At 71.9% G+C, this 24,556-nt stretch carries 29 protein-coding genes and 1 pseudogene; 22 read left to right on the top strand and 8 right to left on the bottom strand.

All coding sequences use genetic code 11. The features are described from left to right. Nucleotides 1-11 precede the first annotated feature (11 nt). The gene (locus ACIPKM_RS06640) at nucleotides 12-539 is read left to right on the top strand and encodes a GNAT family N-acetyltransferase (RefSeq protein WP_261646862.1); all 528 of its coding nucleotides are present in this window, start codon (nucleotides 12-14) and stop codon (nucleotides 537-539) included. A gap of 32 nt (nucleotides 540-571) precedes the next feature. Here ACIPKM_RS06640 and ACIPKM_RS06635 read toward each other — a convergent pair whose 3' ends face one another. Further along, nucleotides 572-847, bottom strand: coding sequence for a hypothetical protein (locus ACIPKM_RS06635; RefSeq protein WP_261646863.1), 276 nt, complete (start codon nucleotides 845-847; stop codon nucleotides 572-574). A 103-nt stretch (nucleotides 848-950) separates the two neighbouring features. Here ACIPKM_RS06635 and ACIPKM_RS06630 point away from each other — a divergent pair, with 103 nt between their 5' ends. The 10 genes from ACIPKM_RS06630 to ACIPKM_RS06585 all read left to right on the top strand — a co-directional run bounded on the left by ACIPKM_RS06630 (nucleotide 951) and on the right by ACIPKM_RS06585 (nucleotide 8,484). Continuing rightward, nucleotides 951-1,622 (top strand): hypothetical protein, encoded by a 672-nt coding sequence (locus ACIPKM_RS06630; RefSeq protein ID WP_071294162.1) that lies wholly within the window; start codon nucleotides 951-953, stop codon nucleotides 1,620-1,622. A gap of 365 nt (nucleotides 1,623-1,987) precedes the next feature. After that, on the top strand, nucleotides 1,988-3,433 hold the full coding sequence (locus ACIPKM_RS06625; protein WP_261646864.1) for an NAD(P)/FAD-dependent oxidoreductase: 1,446 nt from the start codon (nucleotides 1,988-1,990) through the stop codon (nucleotides 3,431-3,433). A gap of 2 nt (nucleotides 3,434-3,435) precedes the next feature. Further along, entirely contained in the window at nucleotides 3,436-3,879 is a 444-nt protein-coding gene (locus ACIPKM_RS06620; RefSeq protein ID WP_071294160.1) for an SRPBCC family protein, read from the top strand. Between the two features lie 122 nt (nucleotides 3,880-4,001). Continuing rightward, nucleotides 4,002-4,511, top strand: a complete 510-nt coding sequence (locus ACIPKM_RS06615) for a hypothetical protein (RefSeq protein ID WP_156794814.1) — start codon at nucleotides 4,002-4,004, stop codon at nucleotides 4,509-4,511. A gap of 248 nt (nucleotides 4,512-4,759) precedes the next feature. Then, nucleotides 4,760-5,491, top strand: coding sequence for a class I SAM-dependent methyltransferase (locus ACIPKM_RS06610; RefSeq protein WP_261646865.1), 732 nt, complete (start codon nucleotides 4,760-4,762; stop codon nucleotides 5,489-5,491). Then, nucleotides 5,488-7,296 (top strand): alpha/beta fold hydrolase, encoded by a 1,809-nt coding sequence (locus ACIPKM_RS06605; RefSeq protein ID WP_261646866.1) that lies wholly within the window; start codon nucleotides 5,488-5,490, stop codon nucleotides 7,294-7,296. Before ACIPKM_RS06610 ends, ACIPKM_RS06605 begins: the two co-directional genes overlap by 4 nt. Further along, complete coding sequence (locus ACIPKM_RS06600; RefSeq protein WP_071302419.1) at nucleotides 7,293-7,895, top strand: hypothetical protein; 603 nt, start codon at nucleotides 7,293-7,295, stop codon at nucleotides 7,893-7,895. Before ACIPKM_RS06605 ends, ACIPKM_RS06600 begins: the two co-directional genes overlap by 4 nt. Then, entirely contained in the window at nucleotides 7,892-8,059 is a 168-nt protein-coding gene (locus ACIPKM_RS06595; protein WP_022905510.1) for a hypothetical protein, read from the top strand. The genes ACIPKM_RS06600 and ACIPKM_RS06595 overlap by 4 nt, the downstream gene beginning before the upstream one ends. A 71-nt stretch (nucleotides 8,060-8,130) precedes the next feature. Continuing rightward, nucleotides 8,131-8,289 (top strand): hypothetical protein, encoded by a 159-nt coding sequence (locus tag ACIPKM_RS06590; RefSeq protein WP_156794815.1) that lies wholly within the window; start codon nucleotides 8,131-8,133, stop codon nucleotides 8,287-8,289. Nucleotides 8,290-8,319: 30 nt separating this feature from the next. Continuing rightward, nucleotides 8,320-8,484 (top strand): hypothetical protein, encoded by a 165-nt coding sequence (locus ACIPKM_RS06585; protein ID WP_156794816.1) that lies wholly within the window; start codon nucleotides 8,320-8,322, stop codon nucleotides 8,482-8,484. Between the two features lie 178 nt (nucleotides 8,485-8,662). Here ACIPKM_RS06585 and ACIPKM_RS06580 read toward each other — a convergent pair whose 3' ends face one another. Continuing rightward, nucleotides 8,663-9,025, bottom strand: a complete 363-nt coding sequence (locus ACIPKM_RS06580) for a hypothetical protein (protein WP_261646868.1) — start codon at nucleotides 9,023-9,025, stop codon at nucleotides 8,663-8,665. A 231-nt stretch (nucleotides 9,026-9,256) separates the two neighbouring features. On the opposite strand from ACIPKM_RS06580, the gene trpS reads away from it, so the two are divergent. Next, a complete protein-coding gene (gene trpS / locus ACIPKM_RS06575; protein WP_261646869.1) occupies nucleotides 9,257-10,297 on the top strand; it encodes a tryptophan--tRNA ligase in 1,041 nt (346 codons plus the stop codon). Here trpS and ACIPKM_RS06570 read toward each other — a convergent pair. Continuing rightward, nucleotides 10,278-11,099 (bottom strand): shikimate 5-dehydrogenase, encoded by an 822-nt coding sequence (locus ACIPKM_RS06570; RefSeq protein WP_402736409.1) that lies wholly within the window; start codon nucleotides 11,097-11,099, stop codon nucleotides 10,278-10,280. The genes trpS and ACIPKM_RS06570 overlap by 20 nt on opposite strands. A gap of 135 nt (nucleotides 11,100-11,234) precedes the next feature. Here ACIPKM_RS06570 and ACIPKM_RS06565 point away from each other — a divergent pair, with 135 nt between their 5' ends. Continuing rightward, complete coding sequence (locus tag ACIPKM_RS06565; RefSeq protein WP_261646871.1) at nucleotides 11,235-11,426, top strand: PspC domain-containing protein; 192 nt, start codon at nucleotides 11,235-11,237, stop codon at nucleotides 11,424-11,426. A gap of 34 nt (nucleotides 11,427-11,460) precedes the next feature. Next, on the top strand, nucleotides 11,461-12,834 hold the full coding sequence (locus ACIPKM_RS06560; protein ID WP_402736408.1) for an L-serine ammonia-lyase: 1,374 nt from the start codon (nucleotides 11,461-11,463) through the stop codon (nucleotides 12,832-12,834). 18 nt (nucleotides 12,835-12,852) lie between these two features. Here ACIPKM_RS06560 and ACIPKM_RS06555 read toward each other — a convergent pair whose 3' ends face one another. Genes ACIPKM_RS06555 through ACIPKM_RS06535 form a run of 5 tightly spaced genes read right to left on the bottom strand, consistent with a single transcriptional unit; the run spans nucleotide 12,853 to nucleotide 17,615 of the window. Then, nucleotides 12,853-13,689 (bottom strand): class II fructose-bisphosphate aldolase, encoded by an 837-nt coding sequence (locus ACIPKM_RS06555; protein WP_070417587.1) that lies wholly within the window; start codon nucleotides 13,687-13,689, stop codon nucleotides 12,853-12,855. Then, complete coding sequence (locus ACIPKM_RS06550; RefSeq protein ID WP_402736407.1) at nucleotides 13,686-14,690, bottom strand: 1-phosphofructokinase family hexose kinase; 1,005 nt, start codon at nucleotides 14,688-14,690, stop codon at nucleotides 13,686-13,688. Before ACIPKM_RS06550 ends, ACIPKM_RS06555 begins: the two co-directional genes overlap by 4 nt. Further along, nucleotides 14,687-15,835 carry an N-acetylglucosamine-6-phosphate deacetylase gene (nagA, locus tag ACIPKM_RS06545; protein WP_402736406.1) on the bottom strand — a complete coding sequence of 383 codons (1,149 nt, stop codon included), beginning with the start codon at nucleotides 15,833-15,835 and terminating at the stop codon, nucleotides 14,687-14,689. The genes ACIPKM_RS06550 and nagA overlap by 4 nt, the downstream gene beginning before the upstream one ends. Next, the gene (locus tag ACIPKM_RS06540; RefSeq protein WP_402736405.1) at nucleotides 15,832-16,737 is read right to left on the bottom strand and encodes an ROK family protein; all 906 of its coding nucleotides are present in this window, start codon (nucleotides 16,735-16,737) and stop codon (nucleotides 15,832-15,834) included. Before ACIPKM_RS06540 ends, nagA begins: the two co-directional genes overlap by 4 nt. Then, a complete protein-coding gene (locus tag ACIPKM_RS06535) occupies nucleotides 16,737-17,615 on the bottom strand; it encodes an SIS domain-containing protein (RefSeq protein WP_070417591.1) in 879 nt (292 codons plus the stop codon). Before ACIPKM_RS06535 ends, ACIPKM_RS06540 begins: the two co-directional genes overlap by 1 nt. Before the next feature lie 132 nt (nucleotides 17,616-17,747). Here ACIPKM_RS06535 and ACIPKM_RS06530 point away from each other — a divergent pair, with 132 nt between their 5' ends. The 8 genes and pseudogenes from ACIPKM_RS06530 to ACIPKM_RS06495 form a co-directional block, all read left to right on the top strand. Next, nucleotides 17,748-18,536: a DeoR/GlpR family DNA-binding transcription regulator gene (locus ACIPKM_RS06530; protein WP_070419335.1), complete on the top strand. Its 789-nt coding sequence runs from the start codon at nucleotides 17,748-17,750 to the stop codon at nucleotides 18,534-18,536. Nucleotides 18,537-18,696: 160 nt separating this feature from the next. Continuing rightward, a complete protein-coding gene (locus tag ACIPKM_RS06525) occupies nucleotides 18,697-19,911 on the top strand; it encodes a Gfo/Idh/MocA family protein (protein WP_402736404.1) in 1,215 nt (404 codons plus the stop codon). 22 nt (nucleotides 19,912-19,933) lie between these two features. After that, a complete protein-coding gene (locus tag ACIPKM_RS06520; RefSeq protein WP_092385414.1) occupies nucleotides 19,934-21,259 on the top strand; it encodes a sugar ABC transporter substrate-binding protein in 1,326 nt (441 codons plus the stop codon). A gap of 10 nt (nucleotides 21,260-21,269) precedes the next feature. Then, a complete protein-coding gene (locus tag ACIPKM_RS06515; RefSeq protein ID WP_261646880.1) occupies nucleotides 21,270-22,259 on the top strand; it encodes a carbohydrate ABC transporter permease in 990 nt (329 codons plus the stop codon). After that, on the top strand, nucleotides 22,256-23,116 hold the full coding sequence (locus ACIPKM_RS06510; RefSeq protein WP_402736403.1) for a carbohydrate ABC transporter permease: 861 nt from the start codon (nucleotides 22,256-22,258) through the stop codon (nucleotides 23,114-23,116). The genes ACIPKM_RS06515 and ACIPKM_RS06510 overlap by 4 nt, the downstream gene beginning before the upstream one ends. Further along, nucleotides 23,113-24,024: a hypothetical protein gene (locus ACIPKM_RS06505; RefSeq protein ID WP_402736402.1), complete on the top strand. Its 912-nt coding sequence runs from the start codon at nucleotides 23,113-23,115 to the stop codon at nucleotides 24,022-24,024. The genes ACIPKM_RS06510 and ACIPKM_RS06505 overlap by 4 nt, the downstream gene beginning before the upstream one ends. After that, nucleotides 24,021-24,263 carry a hypothetical protein gene (locus tag ACIPKM_RS06500; protein WP_070417597.1) on the top strand — a complete coding sequence of 81 codons (243 nt, stop codon included), beginning with the start codon at nucleotides 24,021-24,023 and terminating at the stop codon, nucleotides 24,261-24,263. The genes ACIPKM_RS06505 and ACIPKM_RS06500 overlap by 4 nt, the downstream gene beginning before the upstream one ends. A gap of 91 nt (nucleotides 24,264-24,354) precedes the next feature. Then, nucleotides 24,355-24,504 (top strand): annotated as a pseudogene (locus ACIPKM_RS06495) (YegP family protein); the annotation flags it as partial. Between the last annotated feature and the right edge of the window lie 52 nt (nucleotides 24,505-24,556).

The following is a 24,556-nucleotide window of genomic DNA, read 5'->3' as shown; positions in this document are numbered from 1 at the left end:
GTCTCTGAGGGGTGGCGGCGTTCGGACGGGACCTCGGGGACGGGTACACGCTGACGCTGCGCGACCTCACCACCGTCCGGCCGCTGCACGAGCTCGTCGTCGCGAACGCCGACCGGCTCCGTGCCGCGGAGCCGTGGGCGTGGCAGGAGCAGACCGTCGAGACGATCGGCCTGCACACTGAACACCTGCTCGGCCAGTACGCGATGGACCGCGCGCTGCCCTGCGTCATCCGGCAGGACGACCGGGTCGTGGGTGCCGCCTCGCTCGCCTTCGACCCGTACCTGGGGCAGGCATCGCTCGGCTACTGGGTGGACGCGGGCCAGGAGGGACGGGGTGTCGCCCGGCGTGCCGCCACCGTCCTCGTCGGGGTGGCCCGGGCGCGGGGCGCCGCGCGTGCCGAGATCCGGACGGCGGTCGACAACGTGCGCAGCCGGGGCCTCGCCGAGCGGCTCGGCTTCACGCACGAGGGCACCCTACGGAGCGCGATGCCGCTGGGGTCGGTGCGGGTGGACGTCGCCGTGTACGGCCTCGTGTTCTGAGCGGGCAGCCCCGGGGCCCAGGGCCGACCGGGTCAGCGGCCCTGCGTCGCGCCCGACCACACGGCGAACGCGCCGCCCACCACGAGCAGCACGAGCAGCAGGATCCACACCGCCAGTGCGACGAGGTTCAGGAAGATCCCCCACCCGGCACGCCCGCGGGCGAACGGTTCGCGGCTCCGCGAGGCGATGCCGAGGCACAGCCCGACGATCGGCGCGACGAACGTCCAGCCGGCGAGCAACGAGCAGACGCCGAGGACGAGACTCGCCGTGCCGAGCCCGGTGCGGGGGGATTCCGAGTACGTGACCATGCACCCGACGCTACGGGTCCGTGGGAGGCGGGTCGTCCCTCCAGGGCCTGATCCGGGTCCACCTGCGGACGGATGGTCACCGGACGCCGGTATCGTCGACTGCATGGCCTTGTTCGGACGACGCAGCAAGCACGACGTGCGCGACCGACCCGTCAGTCAGGTCGAACTGAAGCGCGCCGTCGACGAGGGCTTCCTCATCGCGAAGGCCGCGGTCACCATCGCCGTGGGCAACCGGATCATCACGAACGCCCTCCGCGACGAGGGGTACTTCGACCACGCCGTCATCGCCGACGCCGCGCGCGAGGAACTCCACCGCATGGCCGAGGAACAGCGCGGTGACGCTGCCCGGATGCGCGAGATCCGCTCGAGGTCGAGCAAGCAGAAGGGCCGTTCGCGGCACCAGCACGACTACCGCCGCGGTGACGACCTCAAGCTCCGCACGCGTGAGGCGACGTACGAGCAGCTCGCGACGATGCTCGACAAGCGCCGGGACGACCAGGGCTTCGTCGACGGCATCGTCCTCGCCGCCCGTGCCCGCGCCTGGGACGACATCGGCACGACCGTCGTCGGGCGGCTCGGGTGGGCGCAGCGTCCGGCGGACGACTACGAGGTCGGGCGGGACGACCGGCTGCAGCAGATGCTCGACGAGGACTTCGCGGCGCTGCTGGCGGAGCACCCGGTGGGATCGACCCCGGTGGACGCCGACGAGCCCGACGCAGCGGACGCGGGCGACGACGGGTCGGACCCGGCGGACCCGGACGCGGCGCGCGTCTGACCGGACCGGCCGTCGGAGCGCAGCGATCTCGACGGCGTTGCGGCCCGTCGCCGGCAACCGGCTTGCGCCTGATGCCCGGCACCTCGGTCCACGCGCTGCGGCTCGGAGCGGATCTGCTGAAGTCGTCCGCGCCGTGACCGTTCCGGTTCGCGGATCACGGGGTTCGCGAACCGGAACGGTCATCTGCAGAACCGGGAACGGCCCTGGAACGGACGCGATGACGGGCTGCACGCGGGGGGCGTCGCAGACCCGCGCCTCCGGGGCACCGAACGGTGCGGAGCGCGCCTCGATCACCGCTCGCCGTGAGGGGGAAGCGGGCGCGCTGCCCGAGACGGCGCGCAGCAGCGGTCCCTAGGCTCGGGGGCATGGTGGATGCGGTGGTCGTCGGAGCCGGACCGAACGGACTCGCGGCGGCGGTGACGCTCGCGCGTGCCGGGCTGTCGGTCGAGGTCGTCGAACGCGCCGACACGATCGGCGGTGGTGCGCGGACCGCCGAACTCACGCTGCCCGGGTTCCTGCACGACGTGTGCTCCGCCGTGCACCCGATGGCGCTGCAGTCCGAGTTCTTCCGGCGCTTCCGCCTCGAGGACCGCATCGAACTCCGCCTGCCCGAGGTCCAGTACGGGCACCCGCTCGACGGCGGCCGTGCCGGGATCGCGTACCAGGACCTCGCGCGCACCGCGGAGTCGCTCGGCATCGACGGCCCGGCGTTCCGGCAGCTCATGGCCCCCCTGTCCGACAACGCCGACCAGGTCGCCGACTTCGCCACCGGCGCCCTGCTGCACGTCCCGGGGCACCCGCTGAGCGTCCTCCGGTTCGGGTTGCGGGCGCTGGAGCAGGGCACGAGTGCGTGGAACCTCCGTTTCCGCGACGAGGTCGCCCCCGCCATGGTCTCCGGCGTCGCGGCCCACTCGATCCAGCACATGCCGTCCCTCGCCACGGCCGCCGCCGCGCTGTCCCTCGGCGCCTACGCGCACGCGCGGGGCTGGCCCGTCCCGATCGGCGGCAGCCAGGCGATCGTCGACGCGCTCGCCGCCGACCTCGTCGCGCACGGCGGCCGGATCGAGACCGGGCGCGAGGTCCGCTCGCTCGCCGACCTCACCCCGGCCAAGGCGGTGCTGTTCGACACGAGCGTCCCCGGGATGCTGCGGATCGCCGGGAAGCAGATCCCGACGCCGCGACGGGGCGCCCTCCGGCGCTTCCGGTTCGGCAACGCCGCCGCGAAGGTCGACTTCGCGCTCTCCGACCCGGTCCCGTGGACGAACGAGGCGCTCCGCCGTGCCGGCACGGTGCACATCGGCGGGACCCGCGCCGAGATCGCGGCCGCCGAGGGCGCGGTCGCACGCGGCCAGCACGCCGAGCGTCCGTACGTGCTCGGCTCGGAGCCCACCGTGGTCGACCCGAGCCGCGCGCCCGCGGGCAAGCACGTCTTCTGGGCGTACGCGCACGTCCCCGCCGGGTCGGACGTCGACCAGACCGAGGCGATCACGCGGCAGATCGAGCGGTTCGCGCCCGGCTTCCGAGACACCGTCCTGCAGTCGAGCAGCCGCACCGCGGTCGAGATGGGCGCGTACAACCCGAACTACGTCGGCGGTGACATCGCCGCGGGTGCCGCGAGCTTCTGGCAGCTGGTCAAGCGCCCGGTGCTGTCGTCCGACCCGTGGCGCATGGGCGGCGGCATGTACCTCTGCTCCGAGGCGTCCGCCCCCGGCCCCGGTGTGCACGGCATGGCCGGCTGGCACGCGGCCCGGAGCGCCCTGCGACACACGTTCGGGCTGCCCGAGCACGTCGATCTCACACCGGAGGACTGACCATGGCGAAGAACGTCCGCATCCTGCACTGCCGCCCGGAGGACGTCTTCGACGTGCTCGCGGACGGCTGGCTCTTCACGACGTGGGTCGTCGGCGCCTCGCGGATGCGCGGGCAGGACCCGGGCTGGCCAGCGGTCGGCACCCGCCTGCACCACTCGTTCGGCGTCTGGCCGCTCGTGATCGACGACGTGACGACGGTCCTCGAGTGGGACGCCCCGCACCGCATGGTCATCCAGCCGAAGGGGTGGCCCCTCGGCGAGGCCCGGGTCGAGCTCGTCGTCGAGGAGCACCGCCGCGGCTGCAAGGTCACCATCGTGGAGAACGCCGTGGCGGGGCCGGGCGCCTGGGTGCCGGACCTCCTGATGCAGCCGATGATCTGGATCCGCAACCGCGAGACGCTGCGGCGGCTCGGCTGGGTGGCCGCGGGTCGCATCGCGACGTCCTGAGGGCCGGGAGGCGCGGTGCGGGCCCGCACCGCGCCTCCCGTCCGTCCTGTGGTCGCCTCGGCACCGGCCCCGCGAACGGGGACGCTGTGGCGGGGTCCTGGGTCCGCCAGACTGACCGGGACATGCCCGCTGCACCCGACCACCGCCCCCTCCGGCCCCGACGCGCGACCCTCGTGGTCGGCCTGGCGCTGATCACCGCGACCGCCGTCTCCGGGTGCTCGCACCGAGCCGAGCCCGTGGGCCTCGACGATGCGTTCCCGGACTGGGCGAAGGGCGTGCAGGACCGCTGGGCGGGACAGCCGGGCGAACTCGGCAGCGGCACCGGCTCGAACGACTCGTCGAGCCGACTGTCCCTCGGCACCGGCGAGGACGGGGCACCTGCCCGGGTGAGGGTGTCGATCACGTGCCAGGGCGACGGCACCGTCCACATGGCGGTGTGGGCCGGCCGGATCGTGGACGGGGCCGAGAGCGGCAAGCGGCTCGCCTCGGGCGAGATCCGGTGCGGACACGACGAGGACCTGTACCTGCGCACCCGGAGCGAGTACGTCACCATCGGTCCGACGTCCGGGGACTCGACCGTCGGCTGGTACGCGGCCACCTACAGCGACCTCGCGGCGACCGCCGCCGACTGACCGCGGGGCCGGGGTACACACCGGTCCACCGCGTGCCCGACCGACCCGATCCGGTGCACATCCGGCTGCTTCCCCGAGCTGGTGCGGTTCGACGCGGCGCACGCGCCGGGGTGGGGTGCCGACCGGACCTGGCGAACGCCTCCGAGCAGCCTGAGCGATCGTCGGGACTCGTGGGACTGAGCGGACGTACAGGCCTACCGTCCCTCGGTGTCGGGCCGAGGGAGCCCGGCGCCGAGGGGGGTCGGGTCGTGCAGCACACGTACGGGCAGCAGTTCGCGGAGATCTACGACGACGTCTTCCCGCCGGACCCGGGCCTCGTCGAGGTGCTCGCTTCCAGCGCACCGGCGACGGCGCTCGAGCTCGGCGTGGGGACCGGTCGCGTGGCGATCCCGCTCGCGCAGCGGGGCATCACCGTCACCGGCGTCGACCTGTCCGCCGAGATGCTCGACCGGTGCCGCGACGGCGCCGACGACGCCGGCGTCGACCTCGACCTGGTGCAGGGCTCGATGACGGACCTCCGCCTCGGACGGCGGTTCGACCTGGTCTTCTGCGTCTGCGCGTCCATCTCGATGCTGCTGACCCGCGAGCACCAGCGCGAGACGCTCGCCACGGCGCGGGACCACCTCGCCGACGGCGGCCGGTTGGTCGTCGAGACGCACAACCCGGACGCGGTGCTCGGCCTGCACGGCGGACGTCGTCGTGAGACCTGGTTCGTCCCGTACCCGGGCGCCGGCCGTGGTCTGCAGACCTACGCGACCCTGGACGAGCCGACCGGCCTCTGGCAGGTCAGTCACCTGTGGCACGACGGCGGACGGACGACCATCGGGAACGAGGTGAGCCTCCTCACACCGGTCGAGGTCCTGACGGGCCTCGGTGCGGAGCTCGGGCTCGCCGTTCGGTCCGTGACGGGCGACCGGGACGGCGGTCCGGTGACGACGGAGTCCCCCACGTACACGGTCGAGTTCGAGGTGGCGTCGTGATCGGGTTCGTGGACCGCGTCGTCCGCAGTGTCGTCGACCGGTCGGCCGACCGCGGGAACGTGCTCGCCGCGACCGAGCGGGCCTCCGCGCTCGTGGTGCTGATGGGGAGTCTCGAGCACCTCGCGAACGCGGACAACCGCCGGACGGGCGGCCTGAACGACTGGACCCTGCTGCGGGGCTCCGCGCTCGTCCGCAACGAGCGACTGCGCCGCGTGCTCGACCGCGTCTACCGGCCCCGGGTAGTGACCGCGATGCACGGGCTCCGGGTGGCCGCCGCCCTCGTCCACCTGTCCCCGGTCCGCGACCGACACGTCCGCGCCGCGGCGTCCGCCGTCACGGTGCTCACCGGCTACGCACTCGGGCCGCTGCACCACAACGGCGGCGACGGCAGCGACCAGGCGGCGTTCTTCACGCAGGCGCTGTCGGGTGTGGCCCGGGCCTCCGGACGACCCGCGACGGTGGACACCGCGCTGTGGGCGGTCGCGAGCCAGGCGACGCTGTCGTACCTCGTCTCGGGGTGGGTGAAGCTGATGGGTGAGCCCTGGCGGAACGGCTCGGCGCTGCTCGGGGTGATGCGCACGCGGACCTACGGTTCGGAGTGGGTGTGGCGGGTCCTGCGCGACCGGCCGGCACTGGCGCGGGTGGGCGAGGTCGCCACGCTCGTCCTCGAGTGCGCGTTCCCGATCGTGTTCGTGCTCGGCCCGAGGATGCGCGTGGCGTACCTCGGCGCGATCGCCGGGATGCACCTCACCATCGCCGCGACCATGGGGCTCGGTCGGTTCCTCCCTGCGTTCCTCGCACTGCAGCCCGCGGTGCTCTACGTCACCGCGGACCGTCGATCGGTCGTGCCGCGTCGTCACGACGGGTTCCCGTGGGTCCTCGGCGTGATCGGGGCCGCGGTCGGGACGCAGGCCGTGGTCCGGCAGGTCGTGGACGCCCGGCGCAGTCGACGTCCCCGTGCCGGGCAGACCGTGGTCGAGACGCCCGCCGGATCGCGTCTGGCCGTGCGGTACCGGCCGGCGACCTCGGGCCCGGGTGCACCCCTGGTGGTGTTCGAGAACTCGCTCGTCGCGGTCCAGGAGTACTGGGACCCGATCATCGCGGAGCTCGGCGGCGACGTCGCCACGCTGACGTACGACCGTCCCGGAACCGGGGCGAGCACGGCTCCCGGTGCGACGCTCGCCACCTACGCTGAGGACCTCCGCTTCCTCGTCGGCCGCCACGCCGACGACGGACCCATCTGGCTCGTCGGGCACTCGTTCGGCGGGCACCTGCTCCGACGCCACGCGGCCGAGCTCGGGCGCGACGTCGCCGGGGTGGTCCTCCTCGACCCGACCACCGGTTTCGTGGACCGACCCGACGAGGACGTCCTGACCGCCGTCCGGTCGCTCACCGACGGCTTCCCGCTGATGGAGTGGTCCCTGCGGACCGGCTGGGGATGGCTGCTCGACGCCACGACCTGGGCGATCCCCGCACGCCAGGAACGGACCGACGACCTGAGCCCCGTGTACCGGAACGCCCGACTGTGGCGCACCGGCCGTGCGGAGTGGCAGGCGGCGGAGCCGGACCTCGTCGCCGACCGACCCGGACGCCGCATCCCCGAGGGTGCCGACGTGCTCGTCGTCACGGCGAGCACGAGCGACGAACTCCAACCGGCCGTGAGCGCCGCGCACGAACGCGTCGCGCACGAGCACGACGGTCGCCGCGAGGTCGTCCGGTCCACCCACGACGGCCTGCTCGTCCACCCCGGACCGGTCCGACGGGTCGGTGCACTCGTCCGCGAGGCGATCGGGGTGGACCGATGAGCCGCCGCAGTGACGGTCGGGCCCTGCCCCTCGCGATCGGCCTCGCGCTCTGGATCATCGCGACGGTCATCGGCCAGCACCCGAACCGTCGGTTCGACCGGGTCCGGCAGGTCGACACCGCCGCGCTGCTGATCCCGAACTGGCGCTTCTTCGCACCGATCCCCGCCTCGATGGACTTCGAGCTGCTGCACCGGTACCGGCAGGACGACGTGGTCAGCGAGTGGACGCGCACCAAGGACGTCGCAGCACGCCGGCTCCGGCACATGCTGTGGTTCCCGGACCGGCGGGTCGACAAGGGCCTGTTCGACGTGGTCGGACGGTTCCTGGTGGCAGCGGAACAGCTGCCGGACGGGTACGAGACGGGTGCCGACTACCGCGCGCTGCTCGCCTTCGTCCGCCGCGTCGTCGCCGCGCAGACCGGTGGTCGCGCCGATGCCGTCCAGTTCGCGATCGTCCGCACGGGCGGTCACGACGACACCGTGCCCGTCGAGGAGCTCTTCGCATCCCGACGGGAACCCATGCACGACGGGGACGGCCCCCGTCGGCAGCCGGACGCCGCCTCCGCAGCGTCCGCACGACCGAAGGAGGAGACCAGATGAACGCCAACACACGGACCGCGCTGTGGTTCGCAGCACCCGTCGTGCTCATCGCCATCGCGGTGGCGATACTCCTGTTCGACCTGCCCGGCTTCGCGTGGCTGTCGGTCCTGGTCGTGCTCGGCATCGCAGCCGCAGTCTTCGTCGTCTCGGCACGACGAGAGTGACCTCGGCCCACCGGGCCGGGAACCGGGCCCAGCGCCCGATCATCACCATCGCAGAACGGAAGGAATCCAGCATGACCACCATCGCCGACATCGCGTTCGACAGCGACCGCGGGCAGCGGTTCGCACCGGAGCAGCCCCTCGCCGCGACCCCGCTCGCAGCGCTCGCCGCCACCTCGGTCTTCACGGGTGCGGTCGCCGCGTACGCGGTCGAAGAGGCCGTCGGGAACTGATCACCAGGACATCGAGGAAGGAAGCAGCGCATGCAGCAGACACGACAGCTCGACGCCGTCCCGTTCGACAGCGACGAGGCGACCACGTTCCGTGGTCTCCGTCCCGTCGCGGCCACCCCGGCAGCGGTGGCCTGGGCCGGCGCCGTCGTGGCGGCGGCCGGGGTCGGTGCCGCCATCGGGGACGCCGTCGACTGACGGAGCCGCGTGACGGCGCCGGTGGGCGCCGTGTGCGGGCAGGACGGGAGGCGCGGTGCCGGTCGGTACCGTGCCTTCCGTCGTGGACGGTGCGCGATCAGGGCGCGGCGCGGGTGCGTCTTGGTGCGGGTGCGGGTGCGGGTGCGGCCGCGGGTGCGGGGTGCGGGTGTGCTCCGCGCTACGGCCGGGTGTCGACGAGCGCGACGAAGCGGCTGCCGATGCCCTCGACCTCGTGCCGGGTGAAGCCCGCGACGGGGTCCGGCGCCTGGTAGGGCTCGTGGTAGTCGCACATCAGGTGGTCCCAATCGGGCCACCACTTCTTCGGACGTGCCTCTTCCGCGAAGCCGCAGACCACGCACTCGAGGCGGACCCAGACCTTCTTGGTGCCCGTGCGGTTGACTCGGGACTGCACGAGCCAGGCGGGCGGGTCCTGCTCGATCGCCGTGAGTTCGGCCTCGCTGAGGTGCGAGGGGATCCCGTGCCGGGTCGCCATCTCGAGGGAGATGTCGAGCCGGACGGCGGCGTCACGTCGGGAGAGCATCCGACCAGCGTAGAGCGCCGACATCGAGCGGTGGGGACGGGTGTCGCTGCGCCGACGCTCACGCTACGATCCCGACATGCGTTCTCCTCGTTCTTCGTGGTGGCTGCGGTAGCAGCCTCCTGACGCATGGTCGCGGGCTGCACGGCAGCTCGCAGATCGCAGGACCGTCGTGCAGCCCTTTCTCTCGAGAGGGCAACTCCAGTGGACACGTTCACCGCCACACAACACCGCATGCACGACCTCGACGCCCGCATCCGGGCGCGACCGGACCGGTTCCGCGTCCTGACCGGCGAACGGCCGACCGGTCGGCTGCACCTCGGGCACTTCTTCGGCACGATCGCCGAGCGCGTCGCGCTGCAGCGGCGCGGCGTCGAGACCTTCCTGGTGCTCGCCGACTACCAGGTCATCACCGATCGCGACACCGCTGACCACGTCGCCTCGAACGTCCGCGAGGCGGTGCTCGACTACCTCGCGGCCGGACTCGACCCGGCCGCGACGACGGTCTTCACGCACTCGTCGGTGCCGGCGCTGAACCAGCTGCTGCTGCCGTTCCTCAGCCTCGTCACCGAAGCGGAGCTGCACCGCAACCCGACGGTGAAGGCCGAGGTCGCGGCATCCGGTCGCGCGCTCAGCGGCCTGATGCTCACCTACCCCGTCCACCAGGCCGCGGACATCCTGTTCTGCAAGGGCAACCTCGTCCCGGTCGGGAAGGACAACCTGCCGCACGTCGAGATGACACGGACGATCGCTCGGCGGTTCAACGACCGGTTCGGCGCGCTGTTCCCCGAGCCGGAACCGCTCGTCACGACGTCCCCCGAGGTCCCCGGTGTCGACGGCCGGAAGATGAGCAAGAGCTACGGCAACGCGATCGCGCTCGGCATGACCGCCGACGAGACCGCGGACGTCATCCGACGGGCACGCACGGACGGTGATCGGCACATCACCTTCGACCCCGAGCGCCGGCCGGGGGTCGCAGCGCTCCTCACGACCGCGGCGCTGTGCACGGGCTCGACCCCGGAGGCGATCGCCGACGAGATCGGCTCAGCGGGCGCGGCAGCGGTGAAGCGTGTCGCGGTCGAGGCGGTCAACGAGCGCTTCGCCGCGCACCGACGCCGTCGTGCCGAACTCGCTCGCGACCCGTCGATCGTCACAGCGGTGCTGGCGGCCGGGAACCGTCGGGCGAACGAGATCGCCGAGGCGACCCTCGACGAGGTCCGCACCCGGATGGGCATGCGGTACACCGACGAGCCGATCAGGCCTCGCTGCGACTGAACTCGCTCGCCCGGCGGACCTGGTCGTCCGTCAGCGCGACGCCCGTGTACCGCTCGAACTGCCGCGCCGCCTGCAGCGCGATCACCTCGGCACCGGTGATGACCTGCTTGTCCGCAGCGCGACCGGCGCGGATCAGCGGGGTCTCGGACGGGAACGCGACCACGTCGAACACGGTCGTCGCCGCCCCGACGCGATACTGGTCGAAGGCGAGCGTGTCCTGCTGGTCGCCGCGCATGCCGAGGGGCGTGACGTTCACCAGGACGTCGGTGACCGGCGCGTCCCGCTCGTCGGCGACCCACTCGTACCCGTACTGCGCCGCGAGGGCCGGCCCCGCCTGCTCGTTGCGTGCGACCACGGTGAGGTCGTCGAACCCGGCACCCCGGAACGCCGCCGTGACCGCCTTGGCCATGCCGCCGGAGCCGCGGAGCAGCACGCTCGCGGACGGATCGACGGCGTGCGAGGCGAGCAGCGACGCGACTGCCTCGTAGTCGGTGTTCGACGCCGTGAGGACGCCGTCGTCGTTCACCACGGTGTTGATCGACTCGATCGCCGCCGCGGACTCCTCGACGACGTCGACGAGCGGGATGATCGCTTCCTTGAAGGGCATCGAGACCGAGCAGCCGCGGATGCCGAGTGCCCGGATGCCGGTCACGGCGCCGGGGAGGTCGGTCGTGGTGAACGCCTTGTAGACGAACTCCAGCCCGAGCTCGTCGTAGAGGAAGTTGTGGAAGCGGGTGCCGATGTTGCTCGGTCGAGCGGCGAGTGAGATGCAGACCTGCATGTCCTTGTTGAGGATGGGCATGGCGTCAGTCTCCCATGACAGCAGGGATGGAGCGGTCCACAGGAGTCAGATGTGGAGGGGGTGGGGTTGTCCCCACCACGGATGCGGGTGTCCCCCGGATTCGATGTCGGATCGATCCTCCGTACCGTCGACGACATGAACACACTCCTCCGCCCCCGCACCGGCCGCCTCCTCGCCGGGGTCTGTGCCGGCATCGCCGACCGGTTCGGCTGGTCCCGCACCCTCGTCCGTATCGCCTGGGTCATCCTGAGCCTCTTCCCGGGGCCGCTCTGGATCGCCTACGTCGTCCTCTGGATCCTCATGCCGAACCAGGGCTCCCGGCGCTGATCCCCCACCCGTCCGGACGGGTTAGTGTGGCGGGGTGCCGGTCTCCGTCTTCGATCTGTTCAGCATCGGGATCGGTCCGTCGAGTTCCCACACCGTCGGACCGATGCGGGCCGGACGCGCCTTCGCCGCCCGCGTGGCCGAGGCTCCCGTCGCGACGATCGCCGTCGACCTCTACGGCTCCCTGGCCTCGACCGGCCAGGGCCACGGGACGCTCGGCGCGGTCGTCACCGGCCTGATGGGGTCGGACCCCGAGACCGTGGACCCCGACGCGATGACCCGCTCGCTCGCCGAGCTCGAGGAGACCGGCGTGCTCCTGCTCCAGGGCGGGTCGAGCGTCCCGTTCCGGCTCGCCGACATCGTGCTCCACCCGCTGACGATGCTCCCCCGCCACCCGAACGCCATGCGCCTCCGTGCCGCCGACACGTCCGGGGCGACCATCGCCGAGGAGACGTACTACTCGATCGGCGGCGGCTTCGTCACGAACGACTCCGAGGGGGACGTCGCCGAGACCGCGATCCCCGTCGACGACGCCGTGCCGTACCCGTTCTCGAGCGGCGCCGAGCTGCTCGCGGCCTGCGCGGCGAGCGGTCTGCCGGTCAGCGGGGTCGCGCTCGCCAACGAGACCGCCACGCGCAGCGCCGACGACGTCCGGGCCGGCCTCCTCCGCATCCACGGCGTCATGGAGTCCTGCGTCGAACGGTCCGTCGAACGCTCCGGCACGCTCCCGGGCGGGCTCACCGTGCGACGCCGCGCCGCGAACTGGTTCGAGCAGCTCACCGCCGACGACCCCGGGCACGACCCGCTCTTCGCGATGGAGTGGATGAACCTCATGGCGATGGCCGTCAACGAGGAGAACGCCACCGGTGGGCGGGTGGTCACCGCTCCGACGAACGGTGCCGCCGGCATCATCCCCGCCGTCCTGTACTACGCGCTCACCTACGTGCCGACGGTCACGACGGCGAACCGCGACGACACCGTGGTGCGCTTCCTGCTGACCGCGGGCGCCGTCGGTTCGATCTACAAGGAGCGCGCGTCGATCTCCGGCGCCGAGGTCGGCTGCCAGGGCGAGGTCGGATCGGCGGCGTCGATGGCCGCCGCAGGGCTCGCCGAAGTGCTCGGAGGAACGCCCGAGCAGGTCGAGAACGCCGCCGAGATCGCCATGGAGCACAACCTCGGGCTCACCTGCGACCCGATCGGCGGGCTCGTCCAGATCCCGTGCATCGAGCGGAACGCCATCGCCGCGAACAAGGCGATCAACGCGGCGCGGATGGCGCTGCGGGGTGACGGCGTGCACCACGTGTCGCTCGACCAGGTCGTCGAGACGATGCGGCAGACCGGCGCCGACATGTCCACGAAGTACAAGGAGACCGCGATGGGCGGGCTCGCGGTGAACGTCCCGCTCTGCTGAGCTCCGCCCTCGGGCGGGTCAGCCGTGCAGCAGCGTCAGTAGCCGGGCGGTCTCGGTAGCGATGGCGTCGCGCCCCGCGGAGACGTACTTGCGGGGATCGACCACGTCCGGACCTTCGTCGAGCACCGCTCGCAGGGCCCGGGTGAAGAGGCCGTTCAGGTGCGTGGAGATGTTGATCTTCGTCATGCCCGCCCGGACGGCTGCCCGCAGCTCGTCGTCCGACAGCCCCGAGGAGCCGTGCAGGACGAGCGGGACCGGCACCGTGGCGCGGAGCTGCTCGACGAGCGTCCGGTCCACCGATGCCTCGCGCGTCTGCATCGCGTGGGACGTCCCGACGGCGACCGCCAGTGCGTCCACACCGGTGTCGGCGACGAAGGCAGCGGCGTCGTGCGGATCCGTGCGCACACCGGGAGCGTGCACGCCGTCCTTGCCGCCCACCTCACCGAGCTCGGCCTCGATCGCGACCCCGGCGTCGTGGCACCGGACCGCGAGTCGGCGGGTGGCCTCCACGTTCGCGGCGAAGTCGAGGTGCGATCCGTCGTACATGATCGAGTCCACCCCGAGGTCGATGCCGGCGAGCACGAGCTCGGGGTCCTCGATGTGGTCGAGGTGCACGAGGACCTCGACGTCCGCGGACCGCGCGATCGCCGCGGTCGCCGTCGTGATCGGGGCGAGGCCGCCGTGGTAGCGGACGCAGTTCTCGCTGATCTGCAGGACCACGGGGAGCCCCGCTCGCTCGGCGCCGGCGACGATCGCCTCGGCGTGTTCCAGCAGCACCACGTTGAACGCCCCGACGCCACGGTGTGCGGTCCGTGCAGCGTCGAGCAGTCCGGTGAGGGCGAGGTCGGTGATCATGCGTGGCTCCAGCTCGGGTCGGAGGGTCGTGCGCCGGACCGGGCACCGTCGTCGTCCGCGAGGAACCGGCGGACGGCGTCGACGTCGACCTCGCCGGCGACGGGCCGGAGGACGGCGGCGGCGCCGAACGCGGCAGCGGATCGGAGCGCGGCGTGGTCGACGCGGGGCGTGGACGGCGCGGTCGTGGTCGCGGTGGGGGTCGTCGGGCCGTCGGACGACCCGCGCAGCAGCGCAGCGAGGAGCCCGGCGGTGGCCGCGTCACCGGCACCCGTGGGGTTCCCGGAGACTCCCGGGACGGCGCGCATCTCGGTGACCCCGGTGCGCGTGTGTGCCGCCAGACCGTCCGCACCACGGGACACCACGACGGCGCCCGCGCCACGGTCGAGCAGCTGCAGGGCACCGCTCCGCTCGTCGTCGGCGCCGGTCGCCTCGAGGAGTTCGTCGCGGTTGGGCTTGCAGATCGTCGCCCCGGCGTCGGCGGCCGCGAGGAGCGCACCACCCGGACAGTCGACGAGGCTCGGCACCCCGCGCATCCGAGCGGCGGCCACCCAGTCCGCGACGACGCCCGGATCGGCGCGGTGCGGCAGGGACCCCGAGACGACGAGGAACTCGACGTCGCCGTCGAGCTGCTGACCGATCACGTCCCTGACGGCGACCCACTCGTCGGTGGTCACCTCGGGTCCGGGCTCGCCGAACATCGTCGGGTGCGCGACGTCGTCGACGACGGTGACCGTGGTGCGGGTCTCCCCCGTCACCGCGATGTCGACGTGCGCGAGACCGAGGGCGTCGAGGCCGTCGGCGATCCACCGACCGGGAGCCGCACCGAGCGGCAGGACGGCGCGGGACGGGATCCCGACCGCGTCGAGCACCCGCCCGACGTTGAGGCCCTTGCCACCCGGACGACGGGCGACGTCCAGGACGCGCTGCGTCGTCCCGACGAGCTGACGGGCGACACGGTAGGTCACGTCCACCGCCGGGTTGGGCGTCACGATGAGGATCACCGGTGCACCGCCGCGGTCGTCTGCAGGTCGAGGACGCGCCAGGGCTCCGACCGCGCGGCACTGCTGGGGCCCTCGTCGATCACGAGCAGGTCGGCGGGAGCGCCGACCGAGAGCGGCGCCGGGAGGCCGAGCATGCGTGCCGGTCGCGCCGACGTCGCCGCGACGACCTCGGGCAGCGGGGTGCCACCGTCGAGGAGGCGTCGGGCGGCGTCCTGCACGGTGATGGTGCTGCCGGCGAGGGACGATCCGTCGGCGAGCAGCGCGACGCCGTCACGGACCGAGACCGCCGAACCCGCGATCGCGTGCTCGCCGTCGCCGCAGCCGGTGGCGGCCATCGCGTCCGAGACGAGCACGAGGCGGTCCGGCGCGGCTCGCCGCACGAGTTCGACCGCCGCGGGATCGAGGTGGTGCCCGTCGACGATGCACTCGACCAGGACGCGGTCGTCGGTCAGGGCGACGCCGACCGGGCCCGGCCGGCGGTGGTGCAGTGGGGGCATGCCGTTGAAGAGGTGCGTGACGAGGGTGGCACCGGCGTCGATCGCGGCGCGCGTCTCGTCGGCGGAGGCATCGGTGTGACCGATCGCGACGACGACACCGGCGTCGACGAGGCGGCCCACGGCGTCGATCGCTCCGGGGAGTTCCGGTGCGAGCGTGACGATCCGGAGCGTGCCGTCCGCCGCTGTGAGGAAGTCGTCGAGCTCCGCCGGGTCCGGTGCGTGCAGGAGGTCCGACCGGTGGGCACCGCGGCGCGCCGGTGACAGCCAAGGCCCCTCGAGGTGGAGCCCGGCGAGCGTGCCCTCGGCGACGAGGACGCGGAGGCGTCCGAGTGCTGCGATCGTCTCGGCGACCGGGCCCGTCGCGACGGATGCGATGAGCGACGTCGTCCCGCGTGCGCGGTGGTGGCCCGCAGCGAGTGCGGCACCGTCCGTCGTGGCCGTGGCGAAGTCGTGCCCGAGCGCCCCGTGGGCGTGCAGGTCGACCGCCCCCGGCAGCAGCGTTCCCTCGATCGTCACCGCGGTTTCGGTCCGCGGGGGCGTCCCGGATCCGCTCTCGAGGACCGTGCCGGCGTCGTCGACCGCCAGCCACCCGTCGTGGAGGTCGTGCGTCGCGGTGAGGATCCGCCGCGCACGCACCAGGGTGCTCATGCGTGCACCTCGGCGTCGAGCGCCGTGCGCGCCAACAGCCCGGCACCGATGGCACCGGCGGCATCGCCGTGCCGTGCCGGGGCGAGGACCGGGACGCGCAACCCCGGGAGCCGCTCGACGAGGGCCGTCCGGAGCGGATCGAACAGCAGCGGGCCGGACTCGGCCAGTCCCCCGCCCACGATGATCGTGTGGCAGCCGGCGACCGTCGTGGTCCACGCCAGGGCGTCCGCGAGCACGTCGATGCACTCGTGCCAGACCGTGGCGGCCACCGGGTCCCCGGAGCGGACGCGGAGCATCGCCTCGTGTGCCGAGGTGGAGCCCGATCGACGGGCGACTCCCCCTGCGGACGCGATCTCCTCGACGCGGCGCCCCGCGTGCGGACCGGTGGGGATCCGCACCTGTCCGATCTCCCCCGCCCAACCGCCGCCCGCGACGACCACGCCGTCGACGACGAGGGCACTCGCGAGTCCGGTGCCGACCGGGACGAAGGCGACGGAACCACGGGTGAGCGCCGGTGCCGCGCCGGAGGTCTCCGCCAGGGCGCCGGCACGCACGTCGTGTCCGAAGGCCAGCGGGACGTCGATCCCCCGTGCGGCGAACTCGGCCCGGACCCGGTCCCGCACCGGGACGTCCCGCCACCCGAGGTTCACCGCGAGGACGACGGTGCCGGCCCCGTCGTCCACGACACCCGGCGTCACGAGGCCCACCGCATCGAGGTCGCCACGGCGCAGCGCCCGTTCGGCGAGCTCCGCCACGACGGTGGCGAGCATCGTCGCGTCGGTGTCGCCGCGCGGCGTCGGGACGCGGGTCTCGTCGAGGACGAGTCCGTCGGCGCCGGTCAGTCGGGCCTTGATGCCCGTGCCGCCGACGTCGACCCCGAGCACCGCGCCTGCACCGCGCATCAGGTGAGGATGACCGAACGGGTGAGCGAGCGGGGGTTGTCCGGGTCGAGGCCGCGTCCCTCGGCGAGGGCGACCGCGAACCGGTGCACCACGACGAGCCCGGCGATCGGGTCGAGGTCGTGCTGGACGAAGCGCGCACCGGTCGCAGCGACCTCGTCCGCGAGCCCCTCCGGCGCGGTTCCGAGCGACCAGACGAGTCGGCCGGGCTGGGCGATCGCGATCGGACCGTGCCGGTAGTCCATGGCGGGGTAGGACTCCGCCCAGAACTGCGCTGCCTCGCGCGTCTTGAGGGCGGCCTCGAACGTGAGGCCGACCGCCGGACCGCGGCCCACGAAGGTGACCTGCTCAGCATCGAGGAGGTCGTCGATCGGGAGGCCGAGGGCGGTCTCGGCCTGTGCTGCGAGGGCGTCCACGTCGTCACCGATCGACGCACGGAGGAGCGCGAGCGTGGTCGTCGCGAAGCGCGTCTGCACGACCGAGCGCTCGTCGGCGAAGGGCAGTGCCACGACGACGTCGGCGACGGCGGCGGCCGGGCTGTCCGGGACCGCGGTGACGAGCACGGTGCGTCGGCCGCGCAGGGCCTGCAACAGGTCCACGATCTCGGTCGTGGTGCCGGACCGGCTGATCGTCACGACCCGGTCGTAGTCGCGGCCGATCGGGTACTCCGAGCCGGCGAAGGCGTCCGTCACGCCCAGGCCCGCCTGCTCACGGGCGACGGCGTAGCTCATCGCGATGAACCAGCTCGTCCCGCAGCCGACCACGGCCACGCGTTCTCCGGGCTGGGGGAGCGACGCCTCGAACGACGAGAGGAGCGCGGCGGCAGCGCGCCACGTCTCCGGCTGCGACGTCAGTTCTGCGCTCACGAAGGTGTCGGTCATGGGTGCCTTCCGGTCCGGTTCGATCCGGGTGATCGATGATGAGGAAGCGTAGCGAGCGATCATGCGCGATGGAAGAGCAAAACGTCATTCCCGATCATCAGGGGTGCGCGGTGACGCCATAAGATGGCCGACATGACCCCTCAACAGCGGCTCAACGCCCTGCTCGAACTGGTGAGCGAACGCGGCAACGTGTCGATCGCCGAGATCGGGGAGCTGCTCGGGATCTCGCCCGCGACCGCCCGACGCGACCTCGCGACGCTGGCGGACCAGCGCCTGGTCACCCGCACCCACGGCGGCGCCGCGGCGCTCGGGGCCGGCTACGAACTGCCACTGCAGTACAAGATCGCCCGTCAGGCCGAGGCGAAGACCGCGATCGCCCGCGCCGCCTCGCGGCTGGTGCAGCCCGGCGACACCGTCGGGTTGAACGGGGGGACCACGACGACCGAGGTCGCCCGTGAGCTCGGCAAGAGCGAGCGCTTCACCCGGGCGGACGGCGAGTACGGGGTGACGATCGTCACCAACGCGTTGAACATCGGGTACGAGCTGTCGGTCCGCGCCAACGTCAAGATCGTCGTCACGGGCGGCGTCGCGCGGCGGCAGTCCTACGAGCTCGTGGGCCCGCTCGTCCGGGACACCCTGGACGAGTTCGCGCTCGACGTCGTCGTGCTCGGTGTCGACGGGCTGAGCGGCCAGTACGGCGCCACGACGATGCACGAGGGCGAGGCGGAGGTCAGCCGGCACTTCGCGTCCGTCGGGCGCCGGGTGATCGTGGTCGCCGACTCGACCAAGATCGAACGGGCGACCTTCGCGCGGATCTGTCCGCTCGACCGGATCGACGCACTCGTCACCGACCAGCCCGTCCCGTCGGCGTTCGCCGCGGAGCTCGCCAGTGCCGGTGTGGAGCTCGTCGTCGCCGACTGAGCGGACGAGTCCTCCGGGGGACTCCCCGGCGCAGGTCTGTGCACGACGTTTCGATCGTGTAAAACCATCCATACCCTCCCCATGAGCGTTCGTTGAGCGCCTATTGTGCATTCATGATCGATTCGGCATCATTGGCGTCACAATCACGCAAGGGAGCGAGATGAGCATGGGTGACGCGTTCACAGGACGACCAATACGGGTCGGCATCGTCGGCATGGGGCAGCGTGCGGCGATCGCCCGCCACGTGGCCGAGGCGGCTGCCGCCGCTCCCGACCTGGAGGCGCGGGTCGTCGCCGTCGCCGAGGTCACCGAGCAGGGGCGCGAGCGGGCCCGGGCCGAGTACCCGGACGCCCTCGTCGTCGAGCACCACGGGGGACTCGTCGGGGTCGTCGACGCGGCGATCGTCACGACCCCCGACTGGACGCACGCCGCGATCGCGATCGACCTGCTCCGCGCCGGCATCGCGGTCTACCTCGAGAAGCCCATGGCCATCACGGTCGAGGACGCCGACGCCGTCCTCGACACCGCTGCGGAGACGGGCACGCCGCTGTACGTCGGGCACAACTTCCGTCACGCCGCGGTCGTGCGGCTGATGCGCGAGATCGTCGACCGCGGGGAGATCGGCCAGGTCAAGGCGGTCTGGTGCCGGCACTTCGTCGGCAACGGCGGCGATTACTACTTCAAGGACTGGCACGCCGACCGCACCAAGGTGAACTCCCTGCTCCTGCAGAAGGCCAGCCACGACCTCGACGTCATCCACGCGCTCGGCGGTGGGGACACCGCGCGGGTCGTCGGTATGGGGTCGCTGTCGGTCTACGGCGACGTCACCGACCGTCGCGACCGCAGCGGCGAGCTCATGGGGGACTGGTTCTCCCTCGACAACTGGCCGCCCCTCGAGCAGACCGGGCTGAACCCCGTCGTCGACGTCGAGGACGTGTCGATGGTGATGATGACCCTCGACAACGGTGTGCAGGCGAGTTACGAGCAGTGCCACTTCACGCCGGACTACTGGCGCAACTACACGGTCATCGGGACCGAGGGACGGCTCGAGAACATCGGCGACACCGGCGGTGGCGTCGTGAAGGTCTGGAGCCGTCGTCGCGGCTGGGACGTCGCGGGGGACCGCGAGTACCCGATCGACGGGGTCGCCGCCGGCCACGCCGATGCCGACCTCCTCACGATGACCGAGTTCCTCCGGCACGTCGCGCTGGGGGAGCCGACGACGCTCTCGCCGATCGCGGCCCGTGCCGCCGTCGCCGCAGGAGCGCTCGCGACCCGGTCGCTCCGGAACGGTTCCGTCCCCATCGACGTCCCGCCGCTCGCGGCCGCGACGATCGCCCACTTCACCGACCCCACCCCGGCCGTCACCCGCTGACGGACTCGCGAAAGGACACCCGATGCACGCACCCACTTCTGCCAAGGGCCGCGGCCGTCGCCGTGCGCTCCTCGGCGCCGTCGCCGCGATCGGCGCAGCCGTGCTCCTCGCCGGCTGCAGCACGTCCTCCGGCGCCTCCAGCGCCGGCGGCGACTACGAGAAGGCCGCCAAGGACACCAAGGCGACCCTGACGTACGCCGTCTGGGACGAGAACCAGGTCAAGGCGATCAAGGCGAACCTCGAAGGCTTCAACGAGGAGTACCCGGACATCAAGGTCAACGTGGACGTGACCCCGTTCGCCAGCTACTGGACGAAGCTGCAGACCCAGGGCTCGAGCAACACCCTGCCCGACGTGTTCTGGATGAACGGCCCGAACTTCCAGCTCTACGCGGCGAACGGCAAGCTCGCGCCGATCACCGGCGAGGTCGAGGCCGGCGCGATCGACCCCGCGAAGTACTCGTCCGCCCTCAACGACCTGTACACGTACGACAAGACCCAGTACGGCGTCCCCAAGGACTTCGACACCATCGGCGTCTGGATGAACAAGGCGCTCTTCGAGAAGGCCGGAGTCGCCATGCCCTCGAAGGACTGGACCTGGGACGACTTCCAGAAGACCGGAGCCGAGCTCTCCGAGAAGCTCACGGCCGACGGCGCGTACGGCGCGGCCGGCGGCATGGACGGGCAGACCACCTACTACGACACGATCTTCCAGGCCGGTGGGAACGTGATCGACGCGGACGGCACGAAGTCCGAGTACGACACCGCCGCCGCCGAGGCCGGGCTGCAGTTCTGGACCGACCTCATCGCGTCCGGGGCGTCGCCCTCGATCAAGCAGCTGACCGACACCACCGCCGACCAGTGGTTCACGTCGGGCAAGCTCGCCATGTACCAGGGCGGCAGCTGGTTCCGCTCCGCGTTGACCGGCACCGACCTCGAGAAGGACGTCGTCGTGTACCCGCTCCCCAAGGGCAAGGAGCAGGCGACGGTCATCCACGGTGTCTCCAACGTCGTGTCCGCGAACACGAAGAACAAGGCCGCCGCACAGGCGCTCCAGGTCTACCTCGCGAGCAAGCAGGCCCAGCAGCAACAGGGCGACATGGGTGCGGTGATCCCGGCGTACGAGGGCACGCAGAGCGCCTTCACGAAGACGATGCCGGACGCCGACCTGCAGGTCTTCCTCGACGCGGTGGACTACGCCAAGCCGCTCCCGGTCTCGAAGAACACGGCGGCGTGGAACACCCTCGAAACGAACCTGCTGCCGAGTGCCTTCGACGGATCGACCCCGGTCGACGACGTGGCGAAGCAGCTCGCGCAGAAGATGGACGCCGCCCTCACCAAGGAACAGTGAGCCCCACACCGTGACGATCCACACCGAGCGACACCCGACCTCGGACGCCCCGGCCCGGACGCAGCGCGCGTCCGGGCCCGGGGCCCCGGGCTCCCGGCGTCCGACCGCCGGCACGACCAGACTTCCGGCGCACCGGACCGACGGGTTCTGGCCGTGGCTGTTCGTCCTCCCGTTGCTCGTCGGCGTCGGGACGTTCTACATCTGGCCGATCATCCAGACGTTCTGGTACTCCTTCACCACCTGGGGTGTGTTCGGCGGCGCCACCTTCTCCGGCATCGCGAACTACGTCCGGCTGGTCTCCGATCCGCAGCTCTACCAGTCGCTGCTCAACACGGTGATCTACACCGTGATCGTCCTGCTCGGCATCCCCGTGGCGGTCTGGCTCGCCAGTCTGCTCAACACCCCGGGCCTGCGGTTCGCGCAGTTCTACCGTGTGCTCTTCTTCCTGCCCTACGTCGCCATGCCCGCCGCGATCGCACTCGTCTGGCGGATCATGTTCAACGGCGACTACGGCATCGTGAACTGGTTCATCGGGCTGTTCGGGATCGACGGGCCGTACTGGATCTCGACGCCCGGCTTCGCACTCGTCGCGGTGAGCCTCGTCGGGCTGTGGTCCTCGCTCGGGTTCTCGATGATCATCCTCGGTGCCGGCCTCAAGGACATCCCGCCCGAGCTGTACGAGGCAGCCGAGCTCGACGGCGCCTCTCGCTGGCGGCAGTTCCGGTCGGTGACGGTGCCGCTCCTCAGCCCGAGCATCTTCTTCGTGGTGATCGTCACGACCATCTCGAGCTTCCAGCTGTTCGACCTGCTCTACGCGATCCTCGGCAGCACCAACCCGGTGATCCCGAAGACGATGTCCCTCGTCTTCTACTTCTACAGCGCCGGCTTCATCGACAACGACAAGGGCTTCGCGGCTGCGATCGCGATGGTGATCTTCGTCCTCATCGGCATCGTCACGCTCGTGCAGTTCCGGTTCCAACGGAAGTGGGTCCAGGCATGACCGCCACCGTCACACCGACCAGGACCGGCCGTCGGCCGGGCCGCCGCGGCGGCAACCACTGGTGGATCCACGTCGTCCTCGGCGTCGGCGGGTTCGTCATGGCGTTCCCGTTCCTCTGGCAGATCATCATGTCCCTGTCGACGAACGCGCAGGTGCAGTCCGTCACACCGACCTTCTGGCCGGGGGAGCTGCAGTGGCAGAACTACGCACAGGTGTTCGAACGCCTGCCGTTCCTGAGCCAGCTCGGGACGTCGGTGATGGTCACGATCATCCGGACGCTCGCGCAGATCGTGCTCTGCACCCTCGCCGGCTACGCGTTCGCTCGCATGCGGTTCCGCGGCCGGGCGATCCTGCTCGCGATCGTCCTGTCGATCCTGCTCGTCCCGTCGCAGGTGTACCTGATCTCCCAGTACCAGATCGTGCAGGGGCTCGGATGGTTGGACACCCTGATGGGCATCGTCGCACCGGGGCTGTTCAGTGCGTTCGGGACGTTCCTGATGCGGACCGCGTTCCTCAACCTCCCCCCGGAGCTCGAGGAAGCCGCTCGGATGGACGGCGCGAACCCGTTCCAGACCTTCTGGCGCATCATGCTGCCGTTGGCCCGACCGTCCATCAGCGTGCTGGCGATCACCACGGTCCTCTGGTCGTGGAACGAGCTGCTCTGGCCGCTCGTCGTGTCGACCCGTGCCGAGGACATGCCGCTCGCCGCAGGCCTCGCGACCCTCTCCAGCGACCGCACGATCGACTACCCCGTGCTCATGGCCGCGAGCCTCATGGCCATGGCGCCGGTGCTGATCATGTTCGTCGTGCTGCAACGCCGCGTGATCGACGGCCTGGCCGCGTCCGGACTGAAGTGACGCCCGACCACGACCCGGCCGACCACGACCGGCTCGACCACGACCGGCCCGACCACGACCGGCCCGACCACGACCTGATCGTGCACGACGGGACCGAGCTCCTCGCCGCGGCGATCGGGACCGTCCCCGACCCAGGAGAGCTGGCCGCCGCACTCGAGTCGACCGTCCGCGGCCTTCCCGACAGCGCGATCGTCGACGTCCTCCGCGCCGTCCGACCCCGGACGGCGGCCTGGCTCCGTGCCCACGGCGCCTCGGCCGACCAGGCGGCCGACAGCATCGCGGACGTCGACCGCAAGCTCGCGCGGTACGGCCTCCGGGGAACCGGTCTGGACTGGTTCTGCGCGGTCCTCACCGCCCGCGTGGTGACGGTGGGGCGCCTCCAGTTCGAGATCGGCGACACGACGGCCGACGGCTCCGCGGCCTGGGGCGTCCACGTCCCCGAGACGGGTCCGCTCGACGCCCCCGCGTGCGACCGATCGTTCGACGAAGCGCCCGCGATCCTCCGTGCCGTGGCACCTTCGCACGTGGCCGGCTGGTGGCAGTGCCGCTCGTGGATCCTCGACCCCGGGCTCCCCGACGTGCTCGGCCCGGACGCGAACCTCGTACGGTTCGCCCGCCGCTTCGAACTGGGACCGCCCTCGTCCGGTGACGCCGCCGAAGGGGACGGCGGTGTCGCGAAGTTCGTCCTCGGCACGACGCTGCCCGACGCCCGCGCTGCGGTGTCACGCGGGTCGATCCCCTCCGGCCGCCTCGCCGCCTGGGTCGCAGCCCGGTGGCGGTCGGGCGAGCACTGGACGGCCCGCACCGGGACGATCCGGGTCGCCGACCCGGGGCGACCGCCCGGAGCGCGATCGTCCGGAGCGGCCCGACCCGGTGCCAGCACCCCGGGCGTACCGTCCCACCCATGACGAAGCCCGACCGCGACCACCTCGACGACGGTGTCGACATGTCCTTCGAAGAACGCCGCCAGGACACCTTCCGACGCATGTCCGGCTCCGACGAGCACGACGCCGACCCACGGGTCGAGGTGTCCCGCGCCGAGGACGGCGACGTCCGCATCGACGTCTCCGACAGTGCCGCGGTCCGCCCGGGCGGCGGGACCTCGCAGCGACCCCGCGGTGACGGGGACGCGAACACCGCGGATTGAGGCTTCCGCGATCCGGTCCCGGCCAGTAGCGTGCGGAGCAGACCGCGCTCCGCGGACAACGGGCACCATCGGATCGACGCGAGGAGTCGACATGGCCGGCAAGTTCGAGATCTGGACCGACGCCAAGGGGGAGTACCGCTTCCACCTCAAGGCGGGCAACGGCGAGGTCATCGCCACGTCCGAGGGGTACGCCTCGAAGGCGGGTGCGAAGAACGGCATCGCCTCCGTGCAGCAGAACGCGCCCGGCGCGGAGGTCGTCGAGCTCGACTGACGGTGGCGCACGGCATGATCGT

The organism is Curtobacterium sp. NPDC086286 (assembly GCF_044746255.1).
Classification (GTDB): domain Bacteria; phylum Actinomycetota; class Actinomycetes; order Actinomycetales; family Microbacteriaceae; genus Curtobacterium.
The sequence above is the reverse complement of the archived record's forward strand: the minus strand, read 5'-3'. Positions and strand labels throughout refer to the sequence as shown.

Bases quoted from the DNA above. Each gene is read 5' to 3' on its own strand.
- ACIPKM_RS06585 (WP_156794816.1), top strand. From the start codon at position 8,320: ATGCAGCAGACACGACAGCTCGACGCCGTCCCGTTCGACAGCGACGAG.
- ACIPKM_RS06635 (WP_261646863.1), bottom strand. From the start codon at position 847: ATGGTCACGTACTCGGAATCCCCCCGCACCGGGCTCGGCACGGCGAGT.
- ACIPKM_RS06520 (WP_092385414.1), top strand. From the start codon at position 19,934: ATGCACGCACCCACTTCTGCCAAGGGCCGCGGCCGTCGCCGTGCGCTC.
- ACIPKM_RS06510 (WP_402736403.1), top strand. From the start codon at position 22,256: ATGACCGCCACCGTCACACCGACCAGGACCGGCCGTCGGCCGGGCCGC.
- ACIPKM_RS06500 (WP_070417597.1), top strand. From the start codon at position 24,021: ATGACGAAGCCCGACCGCGACCACCTCGACGACGGTGTCGACATGTCC.
- ACIPKM_RS06615 (WP_156794814.1), top strand. From the start codon at position 4,002: ATGCCCGCTGCACCCGACCACCGCCCCCTCCGGCCCCGACGCGCGACC.
- ACIPKM_RS06625 (WP_261646864.1), top strand. From the start codon at position 1,988: ATGGTGGATGCGGTGGTCGTCGGAGCCGGACCGAACGGACTCGCGGCG.
- nagA (WP_402736406.1), bottom strand. From the start codon at position 15,835: ATGAGCACCCTGGTGCGTGCGCGGCGGATCCTCACCGCGACGCACGAC.
- ACIPKM_RS06555 (WP_070417587.1), bottom strand. From the start codon at position 13,689: ATGATCACCGACCTCGCCCTCACCGGACTGCTCGACGCTGCACGGACC.
- ACIPKM_RS06580 (WP_261646868.1), bottom strand. From the start codon at position 9,025: ATGCTCTCCCGACGTGACGCCGCCGTCCGGCTCGACATCTCCCTCGAG.
- ACIPKM_RS06570 (WP_402736409.1), bottom strand. From the start codon at position 11,099: ATGCCCATCCTCAACAAGGACATGCAGGTCTGCATCTCACTCGCCGCT.
- ACIPKM_RS06525 (WP_402736404.1), top strand. From the start codon at position 18,697: ATGAGCATGGGTGACGCGTTCACAGGACGACCAATACGGGTCGGCATC.
- ACIPKM_RS06630 (WP_071294162.1), top strand. From the start codon at position 951: ATGGCCTTGTTCGGACGACGCAGCAAGCACGACGTGCGCGACCGACCC.
- trpS (WP_261646869.1), top strand. From the start codon at position 9,257: ATGCACGACCTCGACGCCCGCATCCGGGCGCGACCGGACCGGTTCCGC.
- ACIPKM_RS06595 (WP_022905510.1), top strand. From the start codon at position 7,892: ATGAACGCCAACACACGGACCGCGCTGTGGTTCGCAGCACCCGTCGTG.
- ACIPKM_RS06540 (WP_402736405.1), bottom strand. From the start codon at position 16,737: ATGCGCGGTGCAGGCGCGGTGCTCGGGGTCGACGTCGGCGGCACGGGC.
- ACIPKM_RS06600 (WP_071302419.1), top strand. From the start codon at position 7,293: ATGAGCCGCCGCAGTGACGGTCGGGCCCTGCCCCTCGCGATCGGCCTC.
- ACIPKM_RS06535 (WP_070417591.1), bottom strand. From the start codon at position 17,615: ATGACCGACACCTTCGTGAGCGCAGAACTGACGTCGCAGCCGGAGACG.
- ACIPKM_RS06530 (WP_070419335.1), top strand. From the start codon at position 17,748: ATGACCCCTCAACAGCGGCTCAACGCCCTGCTCGAACTGGTGAGCGAA.
- ACIPKM_RS06565 (WP_261646871.1), top strand. From the start codon at position 11,235: ATGAACACACTCCTCCGCCCCCGCACCGGCCGCCTCCTCGCCGGGGTC.
- ACIPKM_RS06590 (WP_156794815.1), top strand. From the start codon at position 8,131: ATGACCACCATCGCCGACATCGCGTTCGACAGCGACCGCGGGCAGCGG.
- ACIPKM_RS06620 (WP_071294160.1), top strand. From the start codon at position 3,436: ATGGCGAAGAACGTCCGCATCCTGCACTGCCGCCCGGAGGACGTCTTC.